This is a genomic window from Hymenobacter aranciens (assembly GCF_030580865.1).
GTDB lineage: Bacteria > Bacteroidota > Bacteroidia > Cytophagales > Hymenobacteraceae > Hymenobacter > Hymenobacter aranciens.
Genome location: NZ_JAUQSY010000004.1, coordinates 374,677 through 388,935, shown reverse-complemented (window position 1 = coordinate 388,935; position 14,259 = coordinate 374,677). Strand labels below are relative to the sequence as shown.

General features: G+C 64.3%; 11 protein-coding genes and 1 riboswitch. Of the genes, 5 read left to right on the top strand and 6 right to left on the bottom strand.

The window, feature by feature from the left end; all coding sequences use genetic code 11:
- Nucleotides 1–67: 67 nt before the first annotated feature.
- The 3 genes from Q5H93_RS07945 to Q5H93_RS07935 form a co-directional block, all read right to left on the bottom strand.
- Nucleotides 68–985: a fatty acid desaturase gene (locus Q5H93_RS07945; protein ID WP_305005976.1), complete on the bottom strand. Its 918-nt coding sequence runs from the start codon at nucleotides 983–985 to the stop codon at nucleotides 68–70.
- A gap of 75 nt (nucleotides 986–1,060) precedes the next feature.
- Nucleotides 1,061–3,781 carry an ATP-dependent helicase HrpB gene (gene hrpB, locus Q5H93_RS07940; RefSeq protein ID WP_305005975.1) on the bottom strand — a complete coding sequence of 907 codons (2,721 nt, stop codon included), beginning with the start codon at nucleotides 3,779–3,781 and terminating at the stop codon, nucleotides 1,061–1,063.
- Nucleotides 3,782–3,879: 98 nt separating this feature from the next.
- Entirely contained in the window at nucleotides 3,880–4,203 is a 324-nt protein-coding gene (locus Q5H93_RS07935) for a rhodanese-like domain-containing protein (RefSeq protein ID WP_305005974.1), read from the bottom strand.
- 79 nt (nucleotides 4,204–4,282) lie between these two features.
- On the opposite strand from Q5H93_RS07935, the gene pnuC reads away from it, so the two are divergent.
- The 4 genes from pnuC (at nucleotide 4,283) to Q5H93_RS07915 (ending at nucleotide 6,981) form a co-directional block, all read left to right on the top strand.
- Nucleotides 4,283–4,903 (top strand): nicotinamide riboside transporter PnuC, encoded by a 621-nt coding sequence (gene pnuC, locus Q5H93_RS07930; RefSeq protein ID WP_305005973.1) that lies wholly within the window; start codon nucleotides 4,283–4,285, stop codon nucleotides 4,901–4,903.
- On the top strand, nucleotides 4,900–5,427 hold the full coding sequence (locus Q5H93_RS07925) for an AAA family ATPase (RefSeq protein WP_305005972.1): 528 nt from the start codon (nucleotides 4,900–4,902) through the stop codon (nucleotides 5,425–5,427). The genes pnuC and Q5H93_RS07925 overlap by 4 nt, the downstream gene beginning before the upstream one ends.
- 258 nt (nucleotides 5,428–5,685) lie before the next feature.
- On the top strand, nucleotides 5,686–6,552 hold the full coding sequence (locus Q5H93_RS07920; RefSeq protein ID WP_305005971.1) for an aldose 1-epimerase family protein: 867 nt from the start codon (nucleotides 5,686–5,688) through the stop codon (nucleotides 6,550–6,552).
- A 12-nt stretch (nucleotides 6,553–6,564) separates the two neighbouring features.
- Entirely contained in the window at nucleotides 6,565–6,981 is a 417-nt protein-coding gene (locus tag Q5H93_RS07915) for a GNAT family N-acetyltransferase (protein ID WP_305005970.1), read from the top strand.
- Nucleotides 6,982–7,128: 147 nt separating this feature from the next.
- On the opposite strand, the gene Q5H93_RS07910 is transcribed toward Q5H93_RS07915, so the two are convergent.
- Complete coding sequence (locus Q5H93_RS07910) at nucleotides 7,129–7,353, bottom strand: hypothetical protein (protein ID WP_305005969.1); 225 nt, start codon at nucleotides 7,351–7,353, stop codon at nucleotides 7,129–7,131.
- 165 nt (nucleotides 7,354–7,518) lie between these two features.
- Nucleotides 7,519–7,624: riboswitch (TPP riboswitch) on the top strand.
- 60 nt (nucleotides 7,625–7,684) lie between these two features.
- Between Q5H93_RS07910 and Q5H93_RS07905 the strand changes: the two genes are divergently transcribed.
- Entirely contained in the window at nucleotides 7,685–10,171 is a 2,487-nt protein-coding gene (locus tag Q5H93_RS07905) for a TonB-dependent receptor (RefSeq protein ID WP_305005968.1), read from the top strand.
- A gap of 142 nt (nucleotides 10,172–10,313) precedes the next feature.
- Here Q5H93_RS07905 and Q5H93_RS07900 read toward each other — a convergent pair whose 3' ends face one another.
- The gene (locus tag Q5H93_RS07900; protein ID WP_305005967.1) at nucleotides 10,314–12,047 is read right to left on the bottom strand and encodes an alpha-keto acid decarboxylase family protein; all 1,734 of its coding nucleotides are present in this window, start codon (nucleotides 12,045–12,047) and stop codon (nucleotides 10,314–10,316) included.
- A 170-nt stretch (nucleotides 12,048–12,217) separates the two neighbouring features.
- Nucleotides 12,218–13,954 (bottom strand): flavin monoamine oxidase family protein, encoded by a 1,737-nt coding sequence (locus Q5H93_RS07895; RefSeq protein WP_305005966.1) that lies wholly within the window; start codon nucleotides 13,952–13,954, stop codon nucleotides 12,218–12,220.
- Nucleotides 13,955–14,259: the final 305 nt, after the last annotated feature.

Genomic DNA, 14,259 nt, shown 5'->3' with positions numbered 1-14,259 from the left:
CAGCAGCGCTCCAATAGAAAAGGCGGCCGCAGCACCCTGGAGGCGGGCGCTCCGCCGGATTTCGTACTTAGCGCACCTGGGCCGCCCGCCAGGGCCAGCGCCAGCGGAAGGGCCGCACGCGGGCCCGGTCGCGCTGGGTAGGGGTTTCGCCCACTGCCTGCACGTCCCAGATGAGGCCGGCAGCGCGCAGTAGGCGCACCAGGCACCAGCCCAGGTCGAGCTCATACCAAGCCACGCTCAGCTTGGCCGAGCTGGAGTGGGCGTGGTGGTTGTTGTGAAAGCCCTCGCCGAACGACAGCGCGCCCAGCACCCAGTTGTTGTAGCCGTGCTCCTTGGCGTCGGCAATGTCGTAGCGGGCGTAGCCATATTTATGCGAAAGGAAGTTCACTGCCCAGTGCCCCAGGATGGACGCGCTGATGCGCACCGGCCCGCACACTATCATGGCCTCGAAGCCCCAGCCCCACCAGATGAGCCCCAGCAGCCCCGCCACGTGCCACACCCAAGTGCGCTCCAGCCAGCGCAGCCAGGGGTCGCGCACTTCTGCGGGTGGCAGTTCGTAGCGGCTTTCATCGGCCGGGTGCAGGCTGAGGTGCAGGTTCCAGTAGTAGTCGCGGGCCATCGAGTGGTCGTAGGCGAAGTAGCGCGGGCAGTCGAGCCGGTTCTGCCAGTAGTCGCGGAAGTAGTGCGAGCGCACCCAGGCCAGCGGCCCGCCCAGCCCCGACTGCACCGCCAGCCAGGCCAGCACCCCCCGCATACTGCGCGAGGTGCGAAACGCCCGGTGAATGATGCCCCTGTGCAGCCCCACCGAATGCCCCAAGCCCACCGTGAGTACCACCAGTCCCAGCGAAGCCAGCCCGCGCCCGGGGCTCCAGCTACTCCACCCCCACCATAGTGCCGGCCCCAGCATGGCATACAACCAGAAGATTTTCAGCCAGCCCGGGCGCAGCTGGTCGCCGGGCAATATGAGGGGAGTGCGGGAAGCCATAGGAGAGGGGGCTGCTACTCTATAAAGATAAGATGGTGAGGCCGGGGTGGGGTGAAGCGGCCAGGGCCAGTCGCCTCACTGTCCCAGCCGCCTCTTCGTCAGCTTGGTGGGGATGTGCTCCATCGGCTTATCCGGCCACGGGTGCTTCGGGTAGCGGCCCTTCAAGTCCTTGCGCACCTCAAAGTACCCCTTCTCCCAGAATGAGCGCAGGTCGCGCGTCACCTGGGCCGGCCGGCCACCTGGCGACAGCAGGTGCAGCAGCAGCGGCACCCGCCCGCCCGCCACGGTCGGCGTCTCGGTCAGCCCGAAGAGCTCCTGCAGCTTCACGGCCAGCACTGGGGCCGTGGGGTCGGCGTAGTCCAGCGTTACTTCCGAGCCGCTGGGTGCTTCCAGCGCCGCCGGGGCCAGGCGGTCGAGCTCCTGGCGTTGGTTCCAGCCGCCCGGCAGGCGGGCGAGCAGCGGCTCAAACAGGTCGAGGCGCTGCACCTGGTCGAGGCTTTTGAGGCCTTCCAGGTGCGGGCCCAGCCAGTTTGGCAAGTCGGCCAGCAGGGTTTCATTGGAGAAGTCGGGCCACTTGGGTTCGTCTTCTGAGTTTGGTTCGGGAGCAAAGTGATGCCGCACAAACTCCAGCCGCTGCTGCAGCTGCCGGGCCCCGCTCGTCCAGTTCAGCTTACTAAGCCCGGCTTCCTGTAGGTATCCCAGCAGCGCCCGGCTCACCAGCGCCGCGTCGGGTTGACCGATGATTTTCTCTTCTAATATCAAAGCGCCCAGCCGGCGTAGGCGCTTGCCCGTCACGCGCTGCGTGGCAGGTTCGAAGCGTACTTCCTCGGTCGTCGTAATCTGCTCGGCGAAGGCCGTTTCCAATTCCTCTTTGCTTAACGGAGCCGCCAGCGTAGCGCGGGGCGTGGCCGCCTGCCCCGCCAGGTGCGCCACGGCGAAGTACGTGGCCTGCGGGTCCACGTCTTCCAGCTTCAGCTCCACGCGCTGGCCGGTCACCAGGCGCAGGCGGTTGTCGGCCTCGCGTTGCGCAATGCGGTCGGGGTAGGCCAGGGCCGTAAGCAGGCCGACGGATGAGTTGGTGGACTGGTGGAATGATGAGCTGGCAGGCGTAGACTTGCCGGCGTTCGGCAGCCGGCTTTGCAGGTGCCGGGCCACGTCGCGCACCCGCTGCAAAGTGGCGTGGTGCAGCGCCAGGCCCGGTAGTGGTGCCCGGCCGCTGGCCAGGGCTTCGAGGCGCAGGCGCAGGTCGGGCGGGGTGGGACGCGGGTCGTGGGGCGTGGCCCAGCGCAGCAGGTCGCGCTCGGCCAGCAGGGCAGCCAGCGCGGCGGCGGCCGGGCCGTGGCCCAGCTCCTGCCCGCGCACCACCAGGTGGCCCAGGCGCGGGGGCAGCCCTAGCTTGGCCAATTGCCGGCCGTGGGGCGTGGGTTTTAGGGTAGGAGGGTGGGAGGGTAGGAGGGTAAGAGGGGTTAGGGTCGAAGGGTTGTTTGGTGCTGTTGCCAGTCCACTTCCGTCGTGCCTGCCTATCCTCTTGACCTCCTGTCCTATCACCGCACCCAGCCGCAGCAACAGCTCCCGCGCCTGGCTCACCGCCGGCCCCGGCGGCGCGTCAATCCACCGCAGGGCCCCCGGCTCCTGCGCGCCCCACAAGGCCAGCTCCAGGGTCAGCCCGCTCAGGTCGGCGGTGTGGATTTCGGGCGGGCGGTGGGCCGGGAGCTGGTGGTGCTCGGCCTCCGTCCACAGCCGGTAGCAGGTGCCGGGCGCCAGGCGGCCCGCTCGGCCGCGCCGCTGGTCGGCCGCCGCCCGCGCCACGGGCACCGTCTCCAGGGTGGTAAAGCCCGTGCGCGGCACAAAGCGCGGCACCCGCGCAAAGCCGCCGTCCACTACCACCCGCACGCCCTCGATGGTCAGGCTGGTTTCGGCAATGCTGGTGGCCAGTATCACCTTGCGCCGCCCGGCGCGGGCGGGCCGCAGCGCCGCGTCCTGAGCTTCCAGCGGCAGCTCGCCGTGCAGCTGGTGCAGGTCGATATTGCCCGCCAGCGAGTCGTCCAGCTTGCGGGCCACGCGCTGCAAGTCGGCCACGCCGGGCAGGAATACCAGCACGTCGCCCTCGTGCTTCTCTAAGGCTTCACGCACTTGCCGGGGCACCAGCTCCGCCAGCCGCTCGCCGGGCTTGTTGGGCAGCGCGGCGGCCCGGCGCGGGTCTAAGTACACCGTCTCAATCGGAAACAAAAAGCCCTTCGATGAAATAACCGGCGCGGGCAGCCAGGCGCCCAGCCGCTCCGCCTCCAGCGTCGCCGACATAATGAGAATCCGCAAGTCATCCCGCAGCACAGCCTGTGCATCCAGCGCCAAGGCCAGCCCTAGGTCCGCGTTCAGGCTCCGCTCGTGGAATTCGTCAAACACCACGCAGGCCACGTCCTCCAGCCCCGGGTCGTCCTGAATCATGCGCGTCAGAATCCCCTCCGTCACCACCTCGATGCGGGTGGCCCGCGATACCTTGCTGTCCAGCCGCACGCGGTAGCCCACGGTCTGGCCCACCGGCTCGCCTAGCAGTTCAGCCAGCCGGGCCGCCGCCCCGCGCACCGCCAGTTGGCGCGGCTCCAGCACCAATATCTTCTGTTCCGGGGCGCGCCACTCGGCGGCCAGCAAAGCCAGCGGCACCACGGTGGTTTTGCCCGCGCCGGGCGGGGCTTCCAGCACCACGCGAGTATTGTCGGCCAGGGCGGCCAGCAGGCGGGGCAGGGCCTCCACCACGGGAAGTGTGGGCAGGGTCGGAAGTCGGAAGGATGCAGCCATGCCGCAAAGGTCGGGGCTGGCTGATTGGTTGCTGGTTTCGGTTATGTGCAAATCAGAAACCAGCAACCAGAAACCAGCAACCAGAAACCAGCAACCAATCAATAAATAGCCACCGCCGGGTCCACCAGCCGGCTCCACGCATCAATGCCGCCTTTCAGGTTCAGCAGGTTCTGCCGCCCGTGACGCTGCTGCAGATACGCCAGCGCTTGCATCGAGCGCACCCCGTGGTGGCAGATGAGCACCACTGGCCCCTCGGTCCGAACCTCGTCGGCGCGGCGGGGCAGCTCGCCCAGCGGCAGCAAGTGGCTGCCCGCCAGCTGGCAGTAGTCGAACTCCATCGGCTCGCGCACGTCGATAAGTTGAATATCCTCGCCCGCTTGCAAGCGGGCATGCAGGGCGGTAGGCGTTATTTCAGGAAGCATAGGGGAAGAAGATACCGGGTAAGGGTGCAAAAATAGCCCCGCTACGTCCTACCTTGCGGCCGATTACCAGCCCGCCGCCTTGCTCGAAGCCCTCTCTACCGCCATTCTGCACGCCCTGCAAGCCACCACCGCCCTCGAGTGGGCGGCCGTGCTCACCGGCTTCGCCTGCGTGTGGCTGGCCGCCCGCGAGTCGCTCTGGAACTTCCCGATTGCCATCGTCAGCTGCCTGCTTTACGTGGCCATCTACCACGAAGCCAAGCTCTATTCCGACCGCAACCTGCAGGGGCTGTTCATCGGCCTGAGCATCTACGGCTGGTACGAATGGCTCTACGGCGGCCGCAACCGCACCGAGCTGCACGTCACGCCCACTACTAGCCGCGAGTGGCTGCTCGGCACCGTCTTCGCCGCCGCCTACACCGCTGGTTTCGGCTACTACCTGCAGCACTACACCGATGCCGCCCTGCCCTACGTCGACAGCTTCACCACCGGCGTGAGCCTCGTGGCGCAGTTCCTGCTCATGCGCAAGCGCCTCGAAAACTGGCTGCTCTGGATTCTGGTCGACCTCATCTACGTGCCCATGCTCTGGATGAAGCAGCTCTATCCCACCAGCCTGCTCTACGCCCTCTACCTCGGCCTGGCCACCTACGGCTACCTCCAGTGGCGGCGCGAAGCCGCCCAAAAGCCCGCCCTCGTCCCATGATGCGCGTGGCTCTCACCGGCCCCGAGTCGACGGGCAAATCGACCCTGGCCACCCAGCTCGCCGCTCACTACGGCACCACCTACGCGCCCGAGTTCGCCCGCGAGTACCTCGAATGCACCGGCCCCCACTACTCCCTCGCCGACCTCGAAGAAATAGCCCGCGGCCAACTCGCCTGGGAAGCCGAAGCCGTAGCCACCGCCCAACACGGCGTCGTATTCTTCGATACCGACCTGCTGGTAATCAAGATATGGGCCGAGCACGCCTTCGGCCACTGTCCCGAGTGGATAGCCCGCCACCTCGAGCAAAACCCCTACGACTTCACCCTGCTCATGGGCATCGACCTGCCCTGGCAGCCCGACCCCCTGCGCGAGCACCCCCACCTGCGCCAGCCCCTCTACGACCTCTACCAGCGCGAGCTCCGCGAGCGCATGGTCCCCTTCGCCGAGATTACCGGCGTGGAGCAGAGGCGCTTTGCCCAGGCAAGGTTTCTGGTAGATGAGCTGCTGCTGAATGGGATAGATTGAACGAAGCTCCCCTCCTTGGAAAGGAGGGGATGTGAGGCGCGAAGAGCGCCGAACGGGGGTGGTTTGCCCGCTCGCGCCGCCTGGGCTTTCGTGCCGTCGCCTAGGCATCCGTGCCACCGCGTATTCACCACTTCCGCAAAACCCAAACGAACTTTGCCCGTTCCCAAAAGTCCCACCGGCGCGGGCGGCCTAACCACCCCCGTTTTGCCTGCGGCAAAACATCCCCTCCTTAGCAGGAGGGGAGCTTGACGTTCTATCATGTACACCCTCACGTCCGCTACCGCCCACGCCACCTTAGCCACCCACGGCGCCGAGCTCACCAGCTTTGTCAAAGACGGCCTCGAATACCTCTGGCAGGCCGACCCTGCCGTGTGGGGCCGCCACGCGCCGGTGCTCTTTCCCATTGTCGGCCGCCTGCCGGAGGATGCGTACCTGCACAACGGCCAAGCCTACAAGCTCACGCAGCACGGTTTCGCCCGTGACCGCGAGTTTGCCGTGGTCAGCCAGTCAGACTCCGAAATCGTGTTCCGCCTGACTGATGACGAGGCCAGCCGCGCCGCGTACCCGTTTGCCTTCGAGCTGACCATCAGCTACACTCTGCGCGCCGATGAGCTGGAAGTGCGCTGGCAGGTGCGCAACCCATCGGCCACCGAAGAGCTGTTATTCAGTATCGGCGCGCACCCCGCTTTCCGCTGCCCCCTGCTACCCGAAGAAAAATTTGAAGACTACTTTTTTGCCTTCGACCACCCCGTAACCGCTGAGCGTCATCTGCTACAAGGCGGCTTGCTGAACGGCGAAACCACCCCCAGCCTCCAAAATCAAACCGAGCTACCGCTCACCTACGGGTTGTTCGCCGACGACGCGCTGGTGTTCAAACACTACGACTTCACCCGCGTAGCCTTGCGCTCGCGCCGTTCGCCGCACTTCGTGCGCGTACGGTTTGATGGCTTTCCCTACCTCGGCCTCTGGACGAAAGGGCCGGGGGCCGAATTCGTTTGCATCGAACCCTGGCAGGGCATTGCCAGCAGCGTGGGCCAGCCGGCAGAATTGCGCGACAAAGAGGGGATTTTGAGTCTGCCGCCCCGGCAGCAGTTCGAGGCCACGTATAGCATCACCATCGGCTAAAAGCTTGCTTCGATGCCTGATTTCGACATTCGACTCATCACCCCGGCCGATACTTACGCCCTACGGCACCAAGTACTGTGGCCCGATAAGCCGCTGGATTACGTCAGGATAGACGACGACGCAGCGGGCTGCCACTTCGGGGCCTTCCGGGGCGAGGAATTGCTGTCCGTCATCTCGCTTTTCATCACCGGGCCTGAGGCACGGTTCCGCAAGTTCGCCACGCATCCCGACTACCAGGGTCAGGGGCTGGGCACAGCGCTGCTCCAACACGTTCTCAGCGAAGCCCGCCGCCAGGGTGCCCGCCGCATCTGGTGCGACGCCCGGCAGGACAGCGCCGGCTTCTACGCCCGCTTCGGCCTGCAGCCGGAGGGCGAAATCTTTTATAAAGGCCCGATTCCCTACCAGAGAATGATGATGGAATGGAGTTGAAGCCAACAGTTGCCTTGCGCGTTGTTATGAGTATTGGGTGTTTGGTTTTAGGTGTTCGGTGTTAGTATTTTAAGAAGCCCCGACACCTAAAACCAAACACCCAACATCTAAACATTCAGGAGACCAAAAAGCTCCTGCTGAGTTGTTTCACTGCAACACCCTCCTTTTATTATACTCCGGCTCCCAGTCGTTGATGGGCAGCGAGATACCGGGGGGCAAATCGAGGTCGGGCAGGTCGGCGTCATGCGGCTCGCCGCCGTCGTCATCGCCATCCGACGGGTAGGGTGGGGGCGGCGACGAACGCCGCCGCGGCACGACCAGCCAAAACACAAAAATGGCGCAGAAAGCGACGGCGTAGAGGAGCTGATACATGGCAAAACGGCGTTGGTAGTGGTGAGAGCCTAAAAACGCAAACGCCCCTGCAGACGTTGCGCCAACCGATAGGCCTAAGTTAACTGACTTTCAGGAAACCGCCAAGTCGCGCCCGGGTTTTCAGGAACAAAGGGTGATTTTTGCCCGCCGGGGGTGCTACCTTTGCCGCATGTTTAGGGGTGCTGATGTTGTGCACGACATCGGCTGAGATGATACCCATCGAACCTGAACCGGGTAATGCCGGCGCAGGGAACAAACAATCCGCGGACGTTTCCGCTGCCGCTCCGACCCCTGGGGCGACGGCGCGTTCCATTTTTTACCCATTCTTTTTTTGAAAACTGTACTCCTTGCGGGAGCCGGCCTCTGGGCGCTGGCTGTCGCGCCGGCGTGGGCGCAAGGCCCCGTGTCCGGCACGCTCACCGATGCCCGCAGCGGCGAGGCCCTGCCCGGCGCCACCATTTTCCTCGACGGCGCCGTGAGCGGCAACACCGATGCCGCCGGTGGCTTCACCATCCCGGCCGTGCCCGCCGGGCCGCACGAGCTGCGCATCACCTTCCTGGGTTATGATGCGCTGATGCAAACTATTCAGGGCCAGCCCGAAGTCCAGCGCTTGGCCGCCCGCCTGCAGCCCGGCGGCGTGCTGACAGGCGAAGCCCTCGTGACGGCCCAGCGCGCCAGCGACCGCACCGCCACCGCTTACACCAACCTTGGCAAGCAGGATATTGCCAAGCGCAACTTCGGCCAGGACCTGCCCTACCTGCTCGACCAGACGCCCTCCGTGGTGGTAAACTCCGACGCCGGGGCCGGCGTGGGCTACACTGATATCCGCATTCGCGGTACCAGCAACACGGGCATCAACATGACTATCAACGGGATTCCGCTGAACGATGCCGAGTCGCGCGGCTCCTTTCTGGTGAACGTGCCCGACCTGGCCTCGTCCGTGAACTCGCTGCAGGTGCAGCGCGGCGTGGGCACCAGCCAGAACGGCGGCGCCGCCTTCGGGGCCAGCATCAACATCAGCACGCTCGACAACCGCCGCGAAGCTTACGGCGAAACTCAGAACAGCTACGGCTCCTTCAACACCTGGAAGAACACCGTGCAGTTCGGCACTGGCCTGGTGGGCAAATACTTCACCTTCGACGGCCGCCTGTCGCGCATCAAGTCGGACGGCTACATGAACCGGGCTTTCTCCGATTTGAAGTCGTACTACTTCGCCGCCGGCTACCAGCGCAAGAACACGCTGCTGAAATTCATCACCTTCTCGGGCCGCGAGCGCACCTACCAAGCCTGGAACGGCGTGCCCGAGCCAGCCATTACCGGCAACCGCGCCTTGCTGGGCAATTACGTGGCTAACGGGGAGTTAAGCTCAAGCGACTCGGCCCGCGTCGAGTCGGAAGGCCGCCGCTACAGCTACTACACCTACGACAACCAGACCGATAACTACCAGCAAAACCACTACCAGCTGCACCTCTCGCAGGGCCTGGGCGAGAGCTGGAACATCGGCGCCGCGCTGCACCTCACCCGCGGCTTCGGCTACTACGAAAGCTACCGCGCCCGCCGCAAATTCGCCGATTACGGCCTGCCCAACGTCGAACTGGGCGGCGACACGCTCACCCGCACCAACCTCGTAGACCAGAAGTGGCTCGATAACTACTTCTACGGCGGCACTTTTGCGCTCAATTACCAGCCGCCCGGCGCGCGCAAGCTGCAAGCCACTATCGGCGGGGCCTGGAACCGCTTCGAAAACGACCACTACGGCGAAATCATCTGGGCGCAGTACGCCTCCACGAGCAGCATCCGCCAGCGCTACTACTTCAACGACGCCCGCAAAACCGACTACAACGCCTACGTGCGCACCACCTACGAGGTGCTGCCCCGGCTGGGACTCTACGGCGACGTGCAAGTGCGTCATATCGAATACACTATCGACGGCGTGGAGGATGACCAGAACGACGTGACCACCCGCGCCAGCTACACCTTTTTCAACCCCAAAGCCGGCGCTACCTTGGCCCTGGGCACCGGCCAGCAGCTCTACGCCAGCTTTGCCGTGGGCCAGCGCGAGCCCGTGCGCGCCGACTTCACCGACCGCCCCGCTGGCGACACCGGCGCCAAAGCCGAGCGCCTCGAAGACTGGGAGGGCGGCTACCGCTTCACCCGCGCCGACCTCACCTTCTTCGGCCCCAATACCGCCCTGCGTCTCGAAGCCAACGGCTTCTACATGAGCTACCAAAACCAGCTCGTGGCCACCGGCCAGCTCAACGACGTGGGCACCGCCCTGCGCACCAACGTGGCCCGCAGCTACCGCCGCGGCGTCGAGCTCACCGGCTTCGTGTCGGCCAACGACAAAATCAGCCTCAGCACCACCCTCACCCTGAGCCAGAACCGCATTCTCGACTACCAGGGCGTGAGCTACGATGCCGACTACAACCCAGTAGTGGAAGCCCCGCGCACCAGCACCATTTCCTACTCCCCGGCCGTGGTATCGGCCCACACCCTGGAAGGCCAGCCCGTAAAAGGCCTGCGCCTAGCCCTGCTCCTCAAAACCGTAAGCCAGCAGTACCTCGACAACTCGCAGAACGACCGCCGCCGCATCGCCGGCTACGAGGTGCTGGACTTGCGTCTGCGCTACGCCATTCAGCCCAGATTCGTGAAGGAAATTGAGTTGGGCTTGCTGGTCAATAACCTGCTGAACAAGGAGTACGTGGCCAACGGCTATACCTACAGCTACCTCGGCGCCAGCGGCGGGCTGGATACGTTCAACTGGTATTTCCCGCAGGCCACGCGCAATTTCCTGGCTTCGGTGGGGGTGAAGTTCTAGCGGCGGGACCTCACCCCCTGACCCCCTCTCCAAAAGAGAGATGGCACCGGTTCGGCGCTCAAAGCAAAAAGGCCACTGCACATGCAGTGGCCTTTTTTTCTGATGTTTGACTCTCCCTCGGATGGGGGGTCGGGGGGTGAGGCTACGCCGTCAGTGCCTTCAACGCCAGCCTGTGCTGCTCGCGCGACTCCGTGGCCGCCGGCGCGCCCGCCAGCCGGGCCAGCTGCGGGGCCAAATCATGCGGCGGTATGACGATTTCCACCAGCGCGGGCACATCGGTAAGGCCGTTCACGTCGGCCAGCACTTTCTGCAGCTCCTGCACGGTGCCGGCGCGGTAGCCCCGCGCCCCGAAAGCCTTGGCCAGCGCCAGATAATCCCAGGTCGGCAGCATGTCGAAAGCCGCGAACTCCTGGCCAGGCTTGAAGGCGTTGATGTCCACGAAAGCCTGCTCGATGGCGTAGCCTTTGTTGCTCATTACGAACACTACGGCATTGCTGCGCTGGCGCACCAGGCTCGAAATTTCCTGGCAAATCATCATGAAGCCGCCGTCGCCCGCCACCACGAAGGGGCGCTTGCCGCTGCCCAGCGCCACGCCCAGCGCGCAGCCCGTTTCGTGGCCTAGCGAGCCCCAGGCCGCCTGCGCCACGAAGCTGTTGCGCGGCAGGCCCATCAGGTTGCCGAACACGTAGAGCGAGGTGCTTTCGCCCAGCACCAGTACCATGTCGTTCAGCAGTTTCTGCTTGACCAGGAATTTGCTCAGCTCGGCGTAAAAGATGTTGTACGTCAGCTCGCTGTTGTCTTTGTACACTGGCTCCGGGTCGGGCTTCACCTTGGGCCGCTTGCGGGCCGGGGGCGCCCCGGCTGCCCGGAACCGCGCCGCTAGGCCGGTCAGGAAGTCGCCCATGGCCACGCGACCAAAGGGCTGCAGACCGATGCGGGCCTGCTCGTCATTCACCACAATCATCTGGCCGTAAGAAGCCTTCATGATGTCGAGGTAGTCGTCGGTGATGATGGCGCCCAGCGCGACGGGGCAATCGCACTCCAGCATCATCTGGCGGGTGAGGGCGGGCGAGGCCGGCCCCGCGTAGGTGCCGATGAAGGCGGGCTGGCTTTCGTCGAGCACTGTTTTGCCCACGCTGGTGGTGGTGAAGGGTAGGCCACTGGCATCCACCAGCTCCTGCAAAGCATCCTGCAAACCATAGCGTTGGATTTCGACACCCGCCCACAGCACCGGCTGCTTAGCCGCCTGGATGCGCTGAAAGGCCGCGTCGATGATGCCGGCCAGCGCCTTAGGGTCGCTGGTGGGCGTGGCTGCCGCCAGCTTGCCTACCGGGGCGGCGCAGACGGCCGCCCACACGTCATTGATAACCTCCAGATAGATAGGCCGCCGCTGCGTGAGCATGGCCGTCAGGGCGTAGTCAATCTGGGCGGGTGCGGTGTCAGGGTTGTCGATGATTTCGGAAGCCACCGTGACGTTGGCAAACACCTGCTGGTCGGCCCGCAGGTGGCCCGTACTGTGGTGGAAGAGAATGCTCTGGCTTTCTTCCAGCTGGCGGTCGCTGGTTTTAGGGCTGGCCGAAATCACGACCACCGGCGCGCGCTCCACAAAGGAGCCGGCCGTGCAATTAAGCAAACTGAACGTGCCCACGCCATACTGCACGCAGGCCGCCCCGATGCCCCGGAAGCGGGCGTAGCCATCGGCCGCGTAGCCGGAGCCTAACTCGTTGATATTCGGAATTCGGGCAATGCTGCCTTCTTCATCGAGCGTGGTCAAAAATGGCCCGGCGTAGTCGCCCGGCACGGCAAACATGTGTTCCAGCCCAAGCTGCTTGAGGCGGGTGATGATGTATTCGGAAACGGTGACGGTATTAGGCATAAAAAGCAGATGATAAGGTGAGTCTTGTTTTGAACAACAGTACAGAAAGAACGTCATGCAGAGCGCAGCGAAGCATCTCGCCTGTGGTAGTAATTTCTACCGACTGGGATTACTGCTGCACGCGAGATGCTTCGCTGCGCTCAGCATGACGTTCTTTCTGTCCTACTGTCCTAGCTAATCGGCAGCGGCGCCTGGCAGTTGGGCGTTATCGAGCTGAGCGAGGCGGCCGTATCCTTGCTGGGGATGCAGCCGTCGAGGTCGCCGCAGCCGGGGCAGGGGTTGGGGAGCAGCTGGCAGCTTTCGTCCAGCCAGTCGGGCCATTTCAGGCTGAAGAATTCCTGGAGCATCGATTCGGCCGTGTCGAGGGCGCCTTCCACCCAGCCCTGGCCGTAGGAATAGGCCTCGCCCACGATGAAGATGTTCTCGCTAGCCACCGGCTTGCGCATGCGGCACATGATTTCGTCGAGGCGGTAGTTGGCTTTCCACTCGTGCCAGCCGCCGCCGTAGGGGTCCTCGTTCCAGCTATGATAGACAGCCGAATACGGCATCGGGATTTCGGGCAGGGCGTGCACTTCGGCCACCTGGCGGTTGGCTACCTGCACCATCTCATCGGTGGCCTGGAATTCCATGGGCGGAATCACGTTGTCGGTGGCTGGGTCGAGGCAGGCGGGGCGGTAGCCTAGGTAGGGTGCGCCGTCCTCCAGGCCTTTCCAGAATGGTACCGTGCTGATGTCGTTGTAGCTGGCCATCAGCAGCGAGTTCAGGTTGGGCTGGCCGTGGGGCTGCTCGCCCTCGGTGCCGAAGTAGTACACTTGCCGCACCGGCAAATCCGTGACGGCGCGGCCCGAAACCACGCCCAGCGCCCGCCACCAGGGCCGCTCGTAGGCCAGAAAGAGCTTGAACGCACTCTGAATGAGCACTGACGGGATATTTTCCTTCAGCCACTTGTCCTCGAAGAAGCTGCTCTTGATGAGCTCCAGCGAGCGGCGCGGCATGGCCAGAATGATTTTTTTGGCCTTCACTACCACGCGCTCGGCCTTGGTTTTCAGCAGGGTCTGGCGCTGGTTGTCGTCGCCAACGGTGGTGATAGTCGGCTCAAAATAAAGCGTGTACGGGTAGTCGCCCTTGCCGATTTCAATCTCGGCCAGCCGGTGGTTCATGTGCACGCGCTGGCCGCGCGGCACGGTGCCGGCAAACAGCTCGTTAAACTCGCGGGCCAGCGTGATGGGCAGCTGGTCGTAGCCGTCGCGCAGGGTCAGAAACTCGGTTTCGTCGCTGTATTCGGTGGCCGGGAGCTGGGTGACGGCGCTGGCGTTGGCCACGTTAGCCTCGTAGCCGCCGGCGTCTTTCATAAACTGGTAGCCCTCGTTGCTGAGCGTGCGGTACATCAAATCCCAGAAGCCGTAGCGCCACAGCGGCTTATCGAAGGCCTTCACTTTCATGAGGTCGCAGAGGCTGAGGTCGCTCATCTTGGGGTAGATGGTGTTCATCACCTGCACCTGCAGGTTGGTGGGCCCCAGGCCGCGCTCCGACCAGGCCAGGTTGTAGGGCACCTTGGCGGGGTCGGCCAGCTCGTGCATACGCAGATGTTTGCCGCGCAGGTAGAAGATGTTACAGCTGGCGCCCACCGGCGCGGGCGCGCCCATCGGGAAGTTGGCCTTGGGCAGCCCGAGGTGGTCGATGAGGTCGGCCACCATCAGGTGCTGGCTGGGGATGTAGCGCATGCCGCCCACTTCGGCTTTCACGTGGGGTAGGCCCGGGATGGTGACCGTGTAGAGCCGCCCGCCAATGCGGTCGCTGTATTCGAACAAGGCGATGCGGGCCTTGCCGCTGTTTTCCTGTTGGAGGCGCCAGGCGCTGTAGGCGCCCGAAACGCCCCCGCCAATGATGGCAACGTCGAGATTCATAGGGTGAAAGTTGAGAAAAAGGTGATGGGTAAAAGAAAATTGCAGATGGGACGTGTAGATTGAAAATCAGTGGATTGCACGCGCCGCCAGCTCGCGCGGCGATTGCCGAAAACGCACGAAGCCAACAGCGCTTCAACAGCAGCCGGGGCAACAGTCAGAAATTGGAGGGAAAGCCAGCCTGCCGGTTAGCAGGCTTCACCGTGGCTGCCGCAGCAGCCGCGTACCGGGAACGCAGAGCAGGGGCAAGTCCGCGCCGGAAGCCGGCGGCGCACTCGACAATAAGGCCAGGCTGCTAATGCCTGGCC